The organism is Candidatus Njordibacter sp. Uisw_056, from assembly GCF_047730085.1.
Lineage (GTDB): Bacteria > Pseudomonadota > Gammaproteobacteria > Pseudomonadales > Balneatricaceae > Njordibacter.
On record NZ_CP159830.1, the window covers coordinates 307283 to 323333 of the forward strand.

A 16051-nucleotide genomic window follows, 5' to 3' on the forward strand; every position below is an offset into this window, starting at 1 on the left:
TCCTCTATGTCGTGTTTTAGCGTGTCTTATTATAGTGGGTACTGCAGTTATTCTGAAAAGGGCACGGTTGATAAACGGTGTTCAGTCTCATTGAACCAACTTTGCAGTATCAGCCCAGCGGCAATTCCATCTACGCCATGCTTTTTCCAATCTGTACCACCACCAGCTTCAAAATGCTCTTGTTTGGCGGCTTGCGTTGATAGTCGTTCGTCTACCACATAACAAGGCCTATCAAAACGAGCACTGACGCGATTGGCAAACTTTCGCGCTCTTAGAGCCATCTCGCCTACGGAACCGTCCATATTATACGGAATTCCCACCACAAATGCTTGTGCTTGCCACTGCACTATTAAAGTGTCCAAGGTCTGCCAATTTGGAATACCATCTTTGGCATTAATAGGCGCCAATACAATGGGCTGTGTGAGTGGATTGCTGGCAAAGGCCACACCGATGCGCTTGCTGCCAAAGTCAAAACCCAATAGATTAAGCGCTTTATCCATGACCAATTGTGGTAGAGATTAGGTTGATGTCTATGCCCAATAAGTCTGCTGCCGCTTGAAAGCGATCTTCGGGCGCCATATTAAATACAATGTTGGCATCAAATGGGCAGCATAACCAAGAATTATCAGCCAGTTCTTGCTCTAGTTGGCCAGGGCCCCAGCCAGCATAACCTAAGGCAATAAGGCTGTGTTCTGGGCCAGCAGAGTGGGCAATGTCGTTTATTACATCAGAGGACGTGGTTAGGCACAAATCCTCTGATACACGAATACTAGATTTCCACTGTTTGTTACTTAACGGGGTGTGCAGCACAAAACCATGTTCTGGCTGCACTGGGCCGCCGGTAAATATGGTTTGATCTAGCTCTGTGATGTTAGTGTCTGAAATATCCAGTTGTGGCAATATGTCGGTAAAAGCGATGCCGTTAGCTTTATTAATAACTAAACCCATGGCGCCTTTTTCGCTATGCTCACAGATATAAACTAAACTGCGAGTAAAGTTCTCATCCTCCATTTGTGGCATAGAAATTAGCATGAAATGATGCAAACTATTTTTGCTTGAGTTGTCAGACACTATGCGCTCCTTGCAGCTAATAATTGGTTGATGTGTTGTATAAGATCCACCGCAATAGTAGACCCCGTTTGGTCATCAATTTCGCGAATGCAGGTAGGACTGGTCACATTAATCTCTGTAAGGCTATCGCCAATCACATCAAGGCCTGCAAAATGAATTTCTTTAGCCCTGAGTACTGGGCCTATTTGCTCGCAGATCCAGCGGTCACGATCAGTGAGTGGCTGAGCAACACCAGAGCCACCAGCTGCTAAGTTGCCGCGTGTTTCACCAGAAGATGGAATGCGGGCTAAAACGTGGTTTACGGGGTAGCCGTTAATCATTAAAATGCGCTTGTCGCCATATTCTATTTCCGGCAAATAACGCTGCACCATAATTTGTTGTTGGCCAAACTCAGTTAAGGTTTCAATAATAACATTGAGGTTAGGTTCGCCTTTACGTGCTCTAAAAATAGAAGCCCCGCCCATACCATCAAGGGGCTTAAAAATAACATCTTCATGAAGTGCATGAAACGCTTTGAGTACTTTAGCATCGCTAGCTACCAAAACCTCTGGGCAGCATTCGGGGAACTGCGTGGCAAATAATTTTTCGTTGCAGTCGCGTAAGCTTTGTGGTTTGTTAATAATCAACGCCCCAGCATCTTCTGCCTGACTAAGGAGGTAGGTGGTGTGCAAAAAGTTTGTGTCAAAAGGGGGGTCTTTGCGCATTAAGATAACGTCAAGGTCTCCCAGTGGCAGCGGTTGTTGATGGTCTAGCTCATAAAAATGATGTGGATCTCGCATTACTTTTAGCTGGGCCATCAGCCCCATAGCGATTCCTTGTTCAGAATATAGGTGCCGTGGCTCCATATAAAGCAGCTCCCAGCCTAAATCTTGTGCGGCCCACAGTATAGCGAGTGAACTGTCTTTTCTGTAATTGATGTTATGGATGGGGTCCATGACAATGCCAAGGCGTATGGTCATCTCTTTTATGTCTCAGTTAATGGGCTTTAAAGATCGCCCCAAATGTACTGCAGCAAAGTTAAAGCTGCTAAAGGTGCCGTTTCTGTTCGCAGTATGCGTGGGCCTAAACTTAACCCAGTATAGCCGTGTGTGTATGCTTGCTCAACTTCCTGTTGAGTTAATCCACCCTCTGGGCCGATAAGTAAAGCACAGCTTGCAGGTGCAACATGCAAGGCCAAAGGATTGGTCTGGTGAGGGTGCAGCACCAACTTAGCTTCGGCCTGAGTGCTATCAAACCAGTGGCTCAGTGTTTGTGGGCTGTGGATACGAGGCACGTCTATACGGCCACTTTGCTCACAGGCACTGATAGCGATTTGTTGCCAATGGGCGACACGTTTAGCTTGGCGATGATGGTCAAGTTTAACCTCACAACGACGACTGAAAAGTGGTGTGATTTCATCTACTCCAAGTTCAGTGGCTTTTTGAATAGCAAAATCCATGCGTTCACCACGTGACATAACTTGGCCCAAATGGGTATGTAACGAAGAGGGGGGTGGGCCAGCTACTGGTGCACTTACAAAAACGCTAACAGATTTCTTGCTAAGGCTAACAATGTGAGCACTTACTTGCTCACTAAGGTCATTAAACAGGATTATTTCCTGTTTTTCCTGCATGCGAAGAACCTTGCCTACATAGTGGCTAGCAGCTGCTTCAAGAGTAATAGTTTGCTCTAATGGCAGTGGCTGCAGAAGATGTAGGCGAGGGATACGCATGGCCTATAAGCCAGCTGCTTTGCGCAAAATTTCTGCCTTGTCTGTGTATTCCCAAGTGAAGTTGGGGTTATCACGGCCAAAGTGACCATAGGCTGCAGTATCGCGGTAAATAGGCCGCTTCAAATCTAACATTTCAACCAAACCACCAGCATTAAGGTTAAAGTGCTCACGCACTAAATGTTCAATTTTAGCGTCACTTATACAGCCACTGCCGAAGGTGTTTAAGCTAATAGAGGTAGGTTCTGCCACACCGATAGCGTAGGAAATTTGAATTTCGCAACGCTCAGCTAAACCTGCTGCAACAATATTTTTAGCTACATAGCGCCCTGCATAGGCTGCACTTCGGTCTACTTTGGATGGGTCTTTGCCAGAAAAAGCGCCGCCACCATGGCGAGCCATACCGCCATAGGTGTCAACAATAATCTTACGGCCAGTTAAGCCACAGTCACCTACCGGGCCACCAATAACAAAGTTACCTGTTGGGTTGATGTGGTATTGAGTTTCATCTGTGAGCCAATGAGCAGGAATTACAGGGCGAATAATGTGTTCCATCACAGCAACCCGAAGGCTCTGTAAGTCTATATCGGCGCTATGCTGGGTGGATAGCACCACAGCATCTATCGATAGAGGTTTACCATCACTACCATAACGGAAAGTGAGCTGACTCTTAGCGTCTGGACGCAACCAAGGCAAGGTACCATCTTTGCGCACCTTAGCCTGTTGTTGCATTAAACGATGAGCATAATGAATGGGCGCAGGCATTAGGCTCTCGGTCTCATTGCTGGCATAGCCAAACATCAGACCTTGGTCGCCAGCGCCCTGTTCTTTGTTGCTGTCTGCGCTTTCATCAACCCCCATAGCAATGTCGGAAGACTGCTTACCAATAGCGTTTAAAATGGCACAAGATGCACCATCAAAACCCATTTCTGAAGAAGTGTAGCCAATGTCTTTTATAACTTCGCGTACTAAAACTTCAATGTCTACCCAAGAGTTAGTGCGCACTTCACCCGCCACTAAAACCAATCCAGTTTTAATAAGGGTTTCTACAGCAACCCGAGAGTCTGGATCTTTTTCCAGCATGGCATCAAGGATAGCATCAGAAATTTGATCAGCGATTTTATCAGGGTGCCCTTCGGACACTGATTCGGAGGTAAATAGAGTGTATTGGTTCATAACCATGCCTCGTAATTGAATACTAATCGACGCTTTACGGACATCGTTAGCAGTGACTTAATTACCAGCCTAGAACATAGTTCTGGCGAGTGCCTGTGGCTTTGCGTGAAATGCTCAGCGTAGTCATTATAGGCTATGGGCTGACTTATTGCATAGTTAATTGGAGTCAGTTTTGTGTAAACATATGTTTTGTGTATGCGGTACCTTCAATAGTTGCTGTAAGCGCTGGGTAGAGTGTTCAAAACATAATATCTAGGAAAAATTGACTAGGTATTTTGATATCGTAAGGGCGAAACATCCTCCTAATCTGGCGTTACTTATCCATTGCTTAGTAATATTTTCTTGACCGCCCTAGAAATTTATAAATAAACCTCTATACTTTTCACGGTGTTACGCTAAATCAATTAGCACTGAGCTATAAAATAATATGGCCATACCACTGGACCGTTGTTAGTAATAAGGAGCTATTCGTGCAAGATAAAAAATATTCTGCTTGGGCTGAAACAAGAGCCAAAGGCAGAAACCGGTATATTATTTTCAACGGGGTTCTACTCTATGGGGTGCCTATGTTTATTTTTTCGGTCTTCATCATCAATAGGCCTATTGAAGAAGGGTATTCAATCCTTAATATGGCGCAAAGTTTGGGCATTTGGCTCTTTGCTGGGTTAGTTATTGGTATAAATACGTGGTTCAACAATGAGCGCCAGTTTCGTAAGTTGGTTAAATCTGGCGAAGATGAAAGCTAGCGGCGTTAAAGGGCAAGTTTTTTGGGTAGCAAAATGATTCGGCATATTTTACTGGTAAAGTTTAAGTCATCGGCATCATCTAAGGCCATTCAAGAAGTGCTTGAAGATTTTCAGGCTATTGCTACTAAAATAGATGGAATTTGTGCAGTTGAATGGGGGAGAAACAACAGTGTAGAAAAGTTAAATGATGACTATTCTCACTGTATTCAAATGACATTTACCAACGAACATTCTAGACAGAATTATTTACCTCACCCCGTGCATGATGCGTTAAAGAAAAAATTTAATACTGTTCTCGATAAAATTATCGTCTTTGACTACACTATATCGTGAGTTTATACCCATCGGCAAAAGTGTTAAATCAATATTGGGTGAGGTTACAGGACGATTATCCTAGTAACCTTGCGCTTTGGGCACCAAGGCACGCTAGTTACTAAAATGTCACTGCCAAAAACCAACCCTAGCAGGTAAATCCCCTAAACAGGCTGTACAAAACATTTTTTCAACATCCACTCAACATAAATGATCTGCTCTTTGTAAGACCATAGGATGACCCTTTTTTTCATAAGTAACAAATTTAAGGAAACCTTACATGACAGACTTTCTTCTTTTGGCATTTGTATTTTTAATTGCAGGGGTAGTGGCAGTTCCAATTGCATCTAGGCTTGGTCTTGGATCTGTTTTGGGGTATCTCATTGCAGGTATTGTAATTAGCCCATTTTTAGCTTGGCTTCATGTGGATGTAATATCTATTCAGCATTTTGCTGAATTTGGTGTGGTGATGATGCTGTTTTTAGTTGGGTTAGAGCTAGAGCCCAAATTGCTCTGGTCCATGAGAGCTAAACTTTTAGGACTTGGTGGCGGACAGGTGCTGCTTACCACCTTAGCAGTAATGGCTATTGCCATGTACTTTGGTCTAGTTTGGTCCGTTGCCTTGGCGGTAGGCTTAGTAATGGCGTTGTCTTCTACGGCTATCGTTTTACAGACCTTGAGTGAAAAAGGCTTGATGAAAAGCGATGGTGGGCAGTCTAGCTTCTCAGTGTTGTTGTTTCAGGATATTGCAGTAATTCCCATGTTAGCTTTGGTTCCTTTGCTTGCCCTGCCAGAGCTAACAGAGGCGCTGTCACACTCGGCAGCAGCTATAGAAGTCGAGCATGGTGGCGCATCGATGAGCCTTGTTGACGGGTTGCCTAGGTGGGGTGCTGCGTTGGTCACTTTGGGTGCAATAGCGACCGTCATCGTGGCAGGATCTTACCTAACTGGGCCCATTTTCCGCTTTATTGCAGTTGCACAATTACGAGAGCTGTTTGTTGCTACTGCGTTGTTGATGGTGATTGGCATCGCATTACTTATGTCATTGGTCGGCCTCTCTCCTGCGTTGGGAACTTTTTTGGCGGGGGTAGTATTAGCCAACAGTGAATACCGACACGAGCTAGAAAGTGATATCGACCCCTTTAAAGGTTTGCTGCTCGGGCTATTTTTTATGACAGTTGGTGCAGGGATTAATTTTGGGTTAATGTTTGATAATCTGTCTATTATCGTAGGGCTCACACTAGGGTTGATGGCGTTGAAAATAGCTGTGCTTTATGTGTTGGCTATTACTTTTAAATTGCATGGGACCGACAGGTGGTTATTCAGTTTAGGGCTTGCGCAAGCTGGTGAGTTTGGCTTCGTATTGTTATCTTTTACAGTTTCAAGTGCTGTTATTCCTGCTGATTTAGCAGACCGTTTATTACTTATAGTGGCACTTTCAATGTTGCTCACCCCAGCGCTATTTATTCTCTATGATCGCATTATAGCGCCGCGCTTTTTGGCGTTAGATGAACGAGAAATGGACATAATAGAAGATAAAGGGGAGATCATTATTGCAGGTCATGGGCGAGTGGGTGGCATTGTTAGCCGTATACTTCGAGGTAGTGGCATGACCCCCACAGTAATGGATTTTAGTTCAAAGCAATTGGAAATGCTTAAAGCGTTGGATGTGCAAGCCTATTATGGCGATGCAACCCGCCCAGATTTGCTGCACGCTGCAGGTATTGCCCAAGCAAAGCTGTTTGTAATCGCCATTGATGACAAAGAACAGATTACTGCGTTGGCTAAATATGTGCACCATCTCTACCCAGATTTACACGTGGTTGCAAGGGCGGTTGATCGTAATCATGTTTATGACCTTTGGCATGTTGGGTGCAGGGACATTATACGGGATACCTATGATAGTTCACTGCGAATGGGGCGCTCTGCCATCGAAGCACTAGGCTATTCTCGTGATCAGGCACAGCGTATGACTGATGCCTTCGCCGATATAGATCGAAAAGGCATGTTGTCAGTTGCTGAGCACTATGACCCCGCCATTCCCACCCTCGAGAACGAAGCCTACGTTGCCAGTATACGCGCACGCGCAAGCAGTTGGGAGGCAGAGCTAACTGCAAAAATGGAAGTCATTATGTCTGAAGTTAAAGTGTGAGCCATAGCAAGGCTAGTCATCAAGCCAAGTTTGTTACGGGTGATTTAACCAAACACATCATTACCATGTCGCTAACATCGGCTATTGGCTTTGTTGCTTTATTTGCTGTAGACCTAGCTGACATGTTGTTTATTTCCATGTTAGGAATTGACGAGCTAGCTGCAGCAATTGGCTTTGCCGGAACGATATTGTTTATGACCACCTCCATTAGCATTGGCGTGGCTATAGCTGGAGGCGCTCTGGTGGCTAAGTCGCTTGGGGAAAATAAGCCTGAAGTGGCTACAGAATTGTTAACGCACGTTTTGATTATAGGTGTGGTGTTCGCAGCTATTTTTGCGAGTGTTATTTACCTTAACCTCTATGGGTTAACAGCTTTAATTGGAGCCACGGGAAATACGCAAGAACTGGCGGTGTCCTACCTAAAAATACTCACACCAAGTATGCCCATTATGTTGGTGGGTATTGTTGCTTCTGCAGCCTTGCGCAGCCATGGTGCAGCGCGCTTATCTATGGTGGTGATCCTTGTTGCAGGAGTGGTGAATGCTATTTTGGACCCTATTTTTATCTTTACATTAAAGATGGGTTTGGATGGTGCCGCTTGGGCTTCTGTGGTGTCCCGCATAGCTATGGCAGCAGCAGCTGTGTGGTATATTGTACGTCGCTATGAGGGGTTTTCTGGATTATCTTTTATGGCGATAAAACGAGACCTAAAGCCGATCGCTGCAATTGCAATCCCGGCCATGTTGGCCAATATAGCAGCGCCAGTAGGTGGGGCTTACGTGATTAAAGTGGCTGCAGAATTTGGCGAATCTGCAGTGGCAGGTATGGCAATTATTGGCAGGGTTACGCCTGTTGCCTTTGCCTTAATCTTTGCGATGTCTGGTGCCATTGGACCTATTATTGGGCAGAATTTTGGTGCCCAGCAACACCGCCGAGTGAGGCAAGCGTTTAACCGCAGTATGGTGCTTATTGTAATGTATGTTATTCCAGTTGTTGTGGTGTTGTATTTTTTGCGTGGCGCAATAGCTAACGTGTTTGATGCAAAGGGGATGGCGCGAGATTTAATTTTCTTATTTTGCGGACCATTGTCTTTGGCATGGATATTCAATGGGGTTATTTTTATTGCTAATGCAGCCTATAACAACTTGGGTCATCCATTTTATTCAACTTGGATAAACTGGGGGCGTAATACCCTAGGCATCATACCTTTTGTTTATTTTGGTGCGCAATATTGGGGTGCGCAGGGTGTGCTTATTGGTCAAATGGCTGGTGGTGTTTTTGTTGCCATTGTGTCATTTTTCTTAGCACAAGGTTTAATGAAAAAAGCTGCAAAAAATCAGATCTTAGATCCAGTTCAACCCAACTTTGGAACTCATCTAAGGTCCTTTAAAATTACGCATATGCGCCAATAACTTTGTGGCCTAAGCTACAATAATGTTTGTTCTTTGGCCTAATTGCAGCGAGCCAGCATTGCTAGTCCCTACTAGGAGCGATAAAACTGTGCGCACAAACTGATGAAAAAATACAAATTGATCTTTTTAGACAGCCATTATTTATTCTTCAGTTAGAGTGGGTCAAGCTTGACCAAGCAACAATAGGCAGGCTAACTAGAATGGACGCTATGCGGGCGCAAAGTATGGCTATTGAAACAATAGAAAGGTGTAAAGTAAGTGAATAAAATGGCAGATCAAAAAACCATCGACGCCTATAACGGCCAAGTGAATACTTACTTAAAAATGGTCGACGAGCTAGGTGTGGATCCAATATTGCTGCGCTTTATCGACCGGCTTAAGGTTAATGACTATGTGTTGGATTTGGGTTGTGGCCCAGCCCTTGCTTCTGCGGCTATGCGCAGGAAAGGATTGCGCGTGGATCCTGTCGATGCTGCTAAAGCCATGGTGCAGTTGGCTAATGACAAGTTTGATATAGCTGCTCGGCAGGCACAATTTAGTGATATTGATGCAACTAACACTTACCACGGAGTGTGGGCCAACTTTAGCTTATTACATGCTCAGCCCCAACACTTGGCAGCTATACTAATGGCGCTGCATAAGGCCCTGAGGCCAAAGGGCTTTTTGCACCTTGGCATGAAGCTTGGCCAAGGTTCAAAGCGGGATAAATATGATCGTTATTATGCTTATTACTCTCAAGCTGAATTAGAGCATTATCTTGAGAACGCGGGCTTTAGCATCGTGCATTCAGAATTGGGTGAAGCTTTGGGTATGGCAGGGGATATGGAGCCTTGGGTGGTGCTCACTGGTTCGGCTAAGTAAAACAGTATGTTGGATAACCCACATTGAATCAAAAACTTTAAATTATGGCATTTACAAGGGGGTGTTCATTGGTACTGAACAGGCGTGCCTAATGGCATGGACAAAGTTAAAAAAAGCTACTCCCGTGTCACTATGACTTTTGCTAAAGCAGCATAATATGATGTATTTCCAAAAACGTTTGAAGCCATCTCCAAACGCTCTATTTTAACCTAGTCACAGCCTCAAGCCAGCGCTCTATTAGATGCTGTTACCAGTGAATAGAGTCTTGCTGGTTGATATCTGTGATAAATGCTGATTATTGCTACAAGAATCCCCTATGTGGATTGTGTATAAGGCTGGAGTAAGGGAAAATACACCCCATAGATTTGTTCCCGCTATAGTGTATTTAACCTTTTAAAGGAAGTTTTTCATGCCTACCCGTCGCGATTTAGCTAATGCCATCCGAGCCCTTAGTATAGACGCTGTCCAACAAGCTAATTCTGGTCACCCAGGAGCCCCTATGGGCATGGCTGATATCGCTGAAGTTCTATGGAATGACTTCATGAGTCATAACCCAGCGAACCCAGAGTGGTTAAACCGCGATCGTTTTGTGTTGTCTAACGGACATGGCTCAATGCTGCTTTACTCATTATTGCATCTTAGTGGCTATGACTTATCTATCGATGATGTAAAGAGCTTCCGTCAGTTGCACTCCAAAACAGCAGGCCACCCTGAATATGGCTATGCGCCTGGTATTGAAACTACCACAGGCCCACTTGGCCAAGGTGTCACCAACGCGATAGGTATGGCTTTGGCAGAGAAAACCTTAGCTGCCCAATTTAACCGCCCAGGACACAACATTATTGATCATCACACCTATACTTTTTTAGGGGATGGATGCCTAATGGAAGGTGTTTCTCATGAAGCCTGTTCTTTAGCTGGCACCCTAGGCCTAGGCAAGCTGATTGCTTTTTATGATGACAACGGTATTTCTATTGACGGCGAAGTAGAAGGTTGGTTTACCGACGACACTGCTAAACGTTTTGAAGCTTATGGCTGGCAAGTTATTCCTGCCATTGATGGCCATGATGCTGACGCTTTATTCGCTGCTATTGAGGCTGCTAAAGGCAACCTTGATCAACCTACCTTAATTTGTTGTAAAACCATCATTGGTTTTGGCTCACCTAACAAACAAGGTAAAGAAGATTGCCATGGGGCTCCGTTAGGCGCAGACGAAATTGCGTTAACTCGTAAAGAACTAGGCTGGACCTACGGTGCATTCGACATTCCTACAGATATTTACGAAGAGTGGAATGCTACTGATGCTGGGGATGATGCTGAGCAAATTTGGAATCAGTCTTTTTCTGCCTATCACCAAGCCCACCCAGAATTGGCAACTGAATTATTGCGACGTGTTTCAGGTGATCTACCAGCAGATTTTGAAGTTCAAGCGCAAACTTATATTGAGCAGCTGCAAGCTGAAGGGTCTAGTATTGCCAGTAGAAAGGCCTCACAAAACACCATCAATGCATTTGGTCCGTTATTGCCAGAATTATTAGGTGGTTCTGCAGATCTTGCAGGCTCTAACCTCACCAAGTGGGCTGGCACTAAAGGCATTACTAAAGATGATGCTAGTGGTAACTATGTGTATTACGGTGTGCGGGAATTTGCGATGTCGGCCATGATGAATGGTATGGCGTTACATGGTGGTTTTATTCCTTACGGAGCAACGTTTTTAGTGTTTATGGAATACGCGCGCAATGCTGTGCGTATGGCTGCCTTAATGCGCCAACGTGTGTTGTTTGTTTATACCCACGACTCCATCGGTTTGGGTGAAGATGGCCCAACTCACCAACCTGTTGAACAGATTGCCAACTTACGCTTAACGCCTCATTTAGACACGTGGCGCCCATGTGACACTGTAGAATCGGCAGTGGCCTGGAAAACCTCTCTGCAACGCACAGATGGCCCTTCAGCCCTCATTTTCTCTCGCCAAAACTTACCGCACCAGCAACGTGATAACGCTCAGTTAGCTAACGTGGCTCGTGGTGGTTATATATTACAAGACTGTGATGGAACTCCAGAAGCTATCATCATTGCTACGGGTTCTGAAGTAGGCATCGCTCAACAAGCCACAGACGCTCTTAATGCTCAAGGCCGTAAGGTGAGATTAGTATCTATACCGTGTACAGAACTATTTGAGCGACAAGATGCGTCTTATCAGGCACAGGTTCTTCCTGCGTCTGTTACTGCCCGTGTTGCTGTTGAAGCTGCACATGCGGATTACTGGTATAAATATGTAGGCTTAACTGGCAAAGTGATCGGTATGACTGATTTTGGTGCCTCTGCCCCTGCTAAAGAGTTGTTTGAAATGTATGGTTTCACAGTAGATAAGATTACTGCCACCGTCACTGAACTGCTGTAAGTCGTTTATTACTATGCATAAAACAAAACGTATTGCGATTAATGGTTATGGTCGGATCGGTCGTGCCGTCCTGCGGGCCATTGAAGAGCGTAGCTTGCAACATGAGTTACAAGTAGTGGCTATTAATGACCTAGGTATTGCCGAATCTGTGGTTTATGAAACACGTTATGACTCTGTGCATGGTGCTTTTCCTGCTTTGGTAGAAGCTACAGACCGTGGCATGCGAGTTGTGTCAGACCATGCCACGACCAGCATCGACTTGCTCCAAGTAAGTGACGCGACTGCACTGCCATGGGGTGACCTAGACGTTGACTTAGTAATGGAATGCTCTGGCAACATGAGTGAGCGCAAACTTGCGCAGCAACACCTCACATCTGGTGCAGGGAAAGTATTAATTGGTGCTGCAGCTGGCACTGATGTGGATCTGACGGTCGTTTATGGTATTAACCATGAGCTTATTAAGCCATCTCATCGTATTGTCTCCAATGCCTCCTGTACGACCAACTGCTTGGCCCCGGTACTTAAACCATTAAACGACTCCATTGGTATTGAAGATGGTCTAATGACAACCATTCATGCTTATACTAATGGCCAAGTGCTCACTGACACAGTGATTGATAAAACCGACCTGCGCCGGGGTCGATCAGCCACTCAATCGATGATACCCACATCGACGCATGCCACCGAAGCTTTGGGCTGGGTATTGCCTGAGTTGGCAGATAAAATTACGGGTATATCCATGAGAGTGCCCACCATTAACGTGTCGGTGGTAGATTTAGTCTTCCGTCCCAGTCGTGATGTGACAATTGCTGAAGTGAATCAAATTATGGCGGATGCCGTGGCCAAAGATAACCATGATGTGCTGGGCTATAATCAACAGCCCTTGGTGTCTATTGATTTTAATCACTGCTCAAAATCAGCCACTTTTGACGCAACCCAAACAATGAAGATGGGCCGGCTAATAAAAATTCTAGCTTGGTACGATAATGAATGGGGCTATGCTAACCGTATGATCGACGTCGCTTTGACCATGTTGCATACAGACGAATTAATTGCTCAGGAAAATTTATGACCATCATTAAAATGACTGACTTAGATTTGCGTGGCCAGAGAGTATTGATTCGTGAAGACCTCAACGTGCCTATTAAAAATGGTGTTATTACTAGTGATGCCCGTTTGCGGGCAGCTTTGCCTAGCATTAAAATAGCATTGCAGTTGGGTGCAAAGCTAATGGTAACGTCTCACCTAGGCCGTCCAATAGAGGGTGTTTATGATGAGAAGTTCTCTTTAGCACCTGTGGTAGACTACCTAAAAGAAAAATTACAGTGCACTGTGCGCTTGCAGAAGGATTGGTTAGACGGGGTAGACATCGCTGAAGGTGAATTGGTAGTTTTAGAAAACTGCCGGTTTAATATTGGTGAGAAAGCTAACGATGACGCTTTGGCAAAAAAAATGGCATCTTTATGTGAAGTTTATGTAAATGACGCTTTTGGCGCTGCTCACCGAGCACAAGCCAGCACCCATGGCATTGCGAAATTTGTAAAAACAGCCTGCGCGGGCCCTCTATTGATTACCGAGCTAGACGCCTTGGGTAGAGCTTTAGATAACCCTAAGCGGCCATTAGTTGCTATTGTAGGTGGTTCTAAAGTGTCTACTAAGCTTACAGTACTGGAAACCTTATCTGACAAAGTTGATCAATTAATCGTAGGTGGAGGCATAGCTAACACCTTTTTGGCTGCAGCAGGATTTCCTGTGGGTAAATCCTTGTACGAGGCTAACTTAATAGCTAATGCAAAAGCACTGATGGAAAAGACCTCTATACCCTTGCCTACAGATGTAGTGACTGCTAAAGAATTCAGCGAAACTGCTATAGCAACAATTCAAAGTGCAACACATGTTATGGCAGACGATATGATTATGGATGTTGGCCCAGAAACTGCTCACTATTTGGCCAGTATTCTTAAAGATGCAGGTACGATCATTTGGAATGGGCCTTTAGGCGTGTTTGAATTTGACCAGTTTGGCGGTGGGACCGAAGTTTTATCTAACGCCATTGCGGCGTCACCTGCGTTTTCTATCGCTGGTGGTGGTGATACACTGGCTGCCGTAGACAAATACGAGATTGCTGATCAAGTATCTTATATTTCCACTGGCGGTGGCGCATTTCTTGAGTTTGTAGAAGGCAAAAAATTGCCTGCAGTGGCCATTTTAGAACAACGTGGCCTGTAAATAAAAATTAACTTACCTTATTTTAGATAGAATGGAGAAGTCCCATGGCTTTAGTCAGCATGCGTCAACTATTGGATCACGCCGCCGAACATAGTTACGGTATTCCAGCCTACAATGTAAATAACCTTGAGCAAATGCGTGCCATCATGCAAGCAGCTGATGCCACCGATAGCCCGGTTATCGTTCAAGCGTCTGCTGGTGCCCGTAAGTATGCTGGGTCAAACTTTCTCAAACACATGATCTTAGCGGCTATTGAGGAATTTCCTCATATTCCCGTGTGTATGCATTTAGATCATGGTAATTCCTCATCCACATGTCAGCGTGCAATTGCCATGGGGTTCTCGTCAGTGATGATGGATGGCTCTTTAGGTGAAGATTCTAAAACACCAACAAGCTATGACTACAATGTGGAAGTGACCCAGCGTACTGTAGAAATGGCCCATGCGTGTGGTGTTTCTGTAGAAGGTGAGCTGGGCTGCTTGGGGTCTTTAGAAACAGGTGAGGCAGGTGAAGAAGACGGTGTTGGTGCGGTAGGCAAATTAACCCTAGAGCAAATGTTAACAGACCCAGATGAAGCAGTAGACTTTGTTAGCAAAACTAGAGTAGATGCATTAGCTATTGCCTGTGGTACTAGCCATGGTGCATACAAGTTTACACGTCCGCCCACAGGTGACATTCTAGCCATTGATCGTATTCGCGAAATTCATAGCAAGATTCCAAACACTCACCTAGTTATGCATGGTTCTTCCTCTGTACCTCAAGACTGGCTAGCAGTTATTAATGAGTTTGGTGGTGCTATTCCAGAGACCTATGGTGTGCCAGTAGAGCAAATTGTTGAAGGTATTAAACATGGCGTACGTAAGATTAACATTGATACCGACTTACGTTTGGCCTCAACGGGTGCAGTGCGTCGCTTCTTAGCTGAAAATCCAAGTGAGTTTGATCCACGTAAATTTCTTACAGTTACTATGCACGCCATGCAGGCCTTGTGTCACTCTCGCTATGAGTCGTTTGGTGCAGCGGGTAATGCCAGTAAAATTCGCCCTGTTGGGCTAGAAGCGATGGCCGATATGTATGGCCTTTAACGCCTAATTCTTTAGAGCCAAAAGCTATAGTTGTAAGGTGAAGCGTATGTTATCAATCAGCCTTGCCTTGCCCAAATAGGCGGCGGCTACAATCGCAAGGTGTGAATCACTATTGGTTGCTGGTTGTAAGTCATTTTGGCGACAAATCTTGAAATAGTCACGTTCAAAGCCCGCAGATTCAAGCTGGCACTGCGCTTGATCTTCCAGTTTTTGTAAATCACTTTCGCCTTGCTCAAGGGCTAACCTGCAGTTGATTAAACACGCATATAATTGTGCAGCTTGGCCTAATTCTGAGTTACTTAAATAGCCATTGCGGGAGCTTAGTGCTAAGCCACTTTCTGCCCGTGCAATGGGTGCACCGATAATTTTTACGGGTAGGCAAAGGTCATTGGTTAGTTGCTTAATGACTAAGAATTGTTGGTAATCTTTAAGTCCAAAAATAGCCAAATCTGGCTGAACAATACCAAATAATTTACTCACAACGGTAGCTACACCAGTGAAATGCCCTGGCCGACTGGCACCACACAAAAGTTGATCTAGGTGAGGCACTTTCACCACAGTAGAGCTCACATTAGTAGTGGGGTACATTTCATCAACATTGGGTGCAAATAACACATGACACCCGCGACTTATTAGTTTTTCTTGGTCTGCCATAAATGTACGTGGGTAACCATTAAAATCTTCTCCAGGACCAAATTGAAGTGGGTTAACAAAAATGCTAGCCACTACTAAGTCAGCCTCCTCTAGCGCTCGATCTATGAGCTGTAAATGACCTTCATGTAGATTGCCCATAGTAGGTACAAAAGCGATCACTTTATGATCTAACTTAGCCTGCCAAAGGTGGCTTCGTAGCTGGTTGATGCTGTCGATAGTATGCATAGTTGTAGTGTCGTAG

General features: G+C 44.8%; 15 protein-coding genes. 9 read left to right on the forward strand and 6 right to left on the reverse strand.

Going from position 1 to position 16051, the window contains the following annotated elements; translation table 11 throughout:
- Positions 1–47: 47 nt before the first annotated feature.
- The 5 genes from ruvX to metK are packed head-to-tail and all read right to left on the reverse strand — an operon-like array spanning position 48 to position 3955.
- Positions 48–500 (reverse strand): Holliday junction resolvase RuvX, encoded by a 453-nt coding sequence (gene ruvX / locus ABXT60_RS01525; RefSeq protein WP_443631026.1) that lies wholly within the window; start codon positions 498–500, stop codon positions 48–50.
- Positions 493–1071 (reverse strand): YqgE/AlgH family protein, encoded by a 579-nt coding sequence (locus tag ABXT60_RS01530; protein WP_443631027.1) that lies wholly within the window; start codon positions 1069–1071, stop codon positions 493–495. Before ABXT60_RS01530 ends, ruvX begins: the two co-directional genes overlap by 8 nt.
- Entirely contained in the window at positions 1071–2030 is a 960-nt protein-coding gene (gene gshB, locus ABXT60_RS01535; protein WP_443631028.1) for a glutathione synthase, read from the reverse strand. Before gshB ends, ABXT60_RS01530 begins: the two co-directional genes overlap by 1 nt.
- Positions 2031–2056: 26 nt before the next feature.
- Positions 2057–2782: a 16S rRNA (uracil(1498)-N(3))-methyltransferase gene (locus ABXT60_RS01540; RefSeq protein WP_443631029.1), complete on the reverse strand. Its 726-nt coding sequence runs from the start codon at positions 2780–2782 to the stop codon at positions 2057–2059.
- 3 nt (positions 2783–2785) lie between these two features.
- Positions 2786–3955 carry a methionine adenosyltransferase gene (gene metK / locus ABXT60_RS01545; RefSeq protein WP_443631030.1) on the reverse strand — a complete coding sequence of 390 codons (1170 nt, stop codon included), beginning with the start codon at positions 3953–3955 and terminating at the stop codon, positions 2786–2788.
- Positions 3956–4425: 470 nt separating this feature from the next.
- Between metK and ABXT60_RS01550 the strand changes: the two genes are divergently transcribed.
- From ABXT60_RS01550 to fba, 9 genes are all read left to right on the forward strand, one after another.
- Positions 4426–4701: a hypothetical protein gene (locus ABXT60_RS01550; protein WP_443631031.1), complete on the forward strand. Its 276-nt coding sequence runs from the start codon at positions 4426–4428 to the stop codon at positions 4699–4701.
- 33 nt (positions 4702–4734) lie between these two features.
- On the forward strand, positions 4735–5034 hold the full coding sequence (locus ABXT60_RS01555) for a Dabb family protein (RefSeq protein ID WP_443631032.1): 300 nt from the start codon (positions 4735–4737) through the stop codon (positions 5032–5034).
- A gap of 259 nt (positions 5035–5293) precedes the next feature.
- Complete coding sequence (locus ABXT60_RS01560) at positions 5294–7165, forward strand: cation:proton antiporter domain-containing protein (RefSeq protein ID WP_443631033.1); 1872 nt, start codon at positions 5294–5296, stop codon at positions 7163–7165.
- Positions 7162–8577: an MATE family efflux transporter gene (locus ABXT60_RS01565; protein ID WP_443631034.1), complete on the forward strand. Its 1416-nt coding sequence runs from the start codon at positions 7162–7164 to the stop codon at positions 8575–8577. Before ABXT60_RS01560 ends, ABXT60_RS01565 begins: the two co-directional genes overlap by 4 nt.
- Before the next feature lie 267 nt (positions 8578–8844).
- Positions 8845–9438 (forward strand): class I SAM-dependent DNA methyltransferase, encoded by a 594-nt coding sequence (locus ABXT60_RS01570; RefSeq protein ID WP_443631035.1) that lies wholly within the window; start codon positions 8845–8847, stop codon positions 9436–9438.
- Between the two features lie 409 nt (positions 9439–9847).
- On the forward strand, positions 9848–11842 hold the full coding sequence (gene tkt / locus ABXT60_RS01575) for a transketolase (RefSeq protein WP_443631036.1): 1995 nt from the start codon (positions 9848–9850) through the stop codon (positions 11840–11842).
- A 13-nt stretch (positions 11843–11855) separates the two neighbouring features.
- Positions 11856–12914, forward strand: coding sequence for a type I glyceraldehyde-3-phosphate dehydrogenase (gap, locus tag ABXT60_RS01580; RefSeq protein WP_443631037.1), 1059 nt, complete (start codon positions 11856–11858; stop codon positions 12912–12914).
- Positions 12911–14071 (forward strand): phosphoglycerate kinase, encoded by a 1161-nt coding sequence (locus ABXT60_RS01585; RefSeq protein WP_443631038.1) that lies wholly within the window; start codon positions 12911–12913, stop codon positions 14069–14071. The genes gap and ABXT60_RS01585 overlap by 4 nt, the downstream gene beginning before the upstream one ends.
- Positions 14072–14115: 44 nt before the next feature.
- A complete protein-coding gene (gene fba, locus ABXT60_RS01590) occupies positions 14116–15156 on the forward strand; it encodes a class II fructose-bisphosphate aldolase (protein WP_443631039.1) in 1041 nt (346 codons plus the stop codon).
- Between the two features lie 24 nt (positions 15157–15180).
- Here the strand turns inward: fba and panC are convergent, their stop codons facing one another.
- Entirely contained in the window at positions 15181–16035 is an 855-nt protein-coding gene (gene panC, locus ABXT60_RS01595) for a pantoate--beta-alanine ligase (RefSeq protein WP_443631040.1), read from the reverse strand.
- Between the last annotated feature and the right edge of the window lie 16 nt (positions 16036–16051).

What these genes read in the sequence shown, in the direction of transcription:
- ruvX (WP_443631026.1), bottom strand. Translation starts at nt 500, where the DNA reads ATGGATAAAGCGCTTAATCTATTGGGTTTTGACTTTGGCAGCAAGCGC.
- gshB (WP_443631028.1), bottom strand. Translation starts at nt 2,030, where the DNA reads ATGACCATACGCCTTGGCATTGTCATGGACCCCATCCATAACATCAAT.
- ABXT60_RS01540 (WP_443631029.1), bottom strand. Translation starts at nt 2,782, where the DNA reads ATGCGTATCCCTCGCCTACATCTTCTGCAGCCACTGCCATTAGAGCAA.
- metK (WP_443631030.1), bottom strand. Translation starts at nt 3,955, where the DNA reads ATGAACCAATACACTCTATTTACCTCCGAATCAGTGTCCGAAGGGCAC.
- ABXT60_RS01555 (WP_443631032.1), top strand. Translation starts at nt 4,735, where the DNA reads ATGATTCGGCATATTTTACTGGTAAAGTTTAAGTCATCGGCATCATCT.
- ABXT60_RS01560 (WP_443631033.1), top strand. Translation starts at nt 5,294, where the DNA reads ATGACAGACTTTCTTCTTTTGGCATTTGTATTTTTAATTGCAGGGGTA.
- ABXT60_RS01570 (WP_443631035.1), top strand. Translation starts at nt 8,845, where the DNA reads ATGGCAGATCAAAAAACCATCGACGCCTATAACGGCCAAGTGAATACT.
- tkt (WP_443631036.1), top strand. Translation starts at nt 9,848, where the DNA reads ATGCCTACCCGTCGCGATTTAGCTAATGCCATCCGAGCCCTTAGTATA.
- gap (WP_443631037.1), top strand. Translation starts at nt 11,856, where the DNA reads ATGCATAAAACAAAACGTATTGCGATTAATGGTTATGGTCGGATCGGT.
- ABXT60_RS01585 (WP_443631038.1), top strand. Translation starts at nt 12,911, where the DNA reads ATGACCATCATTAAAATGACTGACTTAGATTTGCGTGGCCAGAGAGTA.
- fba (WP_443631039.1), top strand. Translation starts at nt 14,116, where the DNA reads ATGGCTTTAGTCAGCATGCGTCAACTATTGGATCACGCCGCCGAACAT.
- panC (WP_443631040.1), bottom strand. Translation starts at nt 16,035, where the DNA reads ATGCATACTATCGACAGCATCAACCAGCTACGAAGCCACCTTTGGCAG.